Genomic DNA, 417 nt, shown 5'->3' on the forward strand with positions numbered 1-417 from the left:
CCCCTACGGGATACCATTGGGTCGTTAGCTCAGTTGGTAGAGCAGTTGACTTTTAATCAATTGGTCGCAGGTTCGAATCCTGCACGACCCACCATTTCTCGATGGGGCTATAGCTCAGCTGGGAGAGCGCCTGCCTTGCACGCAGGAGGTCTGCGGTTCGATCCCGCATAGCTCCACCATTCGAGGAACTTCTTCCACTAAGAAGTAAAACTAATGTGGGCGATTAGCTCAGTTGGGAGAGCACCTGCCTTACAAGCAGGGGGTCACTGGTTCGAGCCCGGTATCGCCCACCATCTTTAAACATTCTCTCTTGAGAGTTTTTAAAAATGGTTTTCATCAGAAAATCTAGCTCTTTAACAATTTGGAAAGCTGACAAAACAACAATTTATTGTTGTTTGTAAAGTTCTCAATGTTTGT

At 46.5% G+C, this 417-nt stretch carries 3 tRNA genes; all 3 read left to right on the plus strand.

The features are described from left to right. The first annotated feature begins 18 nt into the window (after positions 1 to 18). The 3 genes from IQR33_RS02735 (at position 19) to IQR33_RS02745 (ending at position 293) form a co-directional block, all read left to right on the plus strand. Positions 19 to 94: transfer RNA gene (locus tag IQR33_RS02735), tRNA-Lys, on the plus strand. A gap of 9 nt (positions 95 to 103) precedes the next feature. Continuing rightward, positions 104 to 179: transfer RNA gene (locus IQR33_RS02740), tRNA-Ala, on the plus strand. A gap of 38 nt (positions 180 to 217) precedes the next feature. Then, a tRNA-Val gene (locus tag IQR33_RS02745) sits at positions 218 to 293 on the plus strand. Positions 294 to 417 lie beyond the last annotated feature (124 nt).

The sequence above is a fragment of the Vibrio sp. OPT46 genome (assembly GCF_015163535.1).
GTDB lineage: Bacteria > Pseudomonadota > Gammaproteobacteria > Enterobacterales > Vibrionaceae > Vibrio > Vibrio alginolyticus.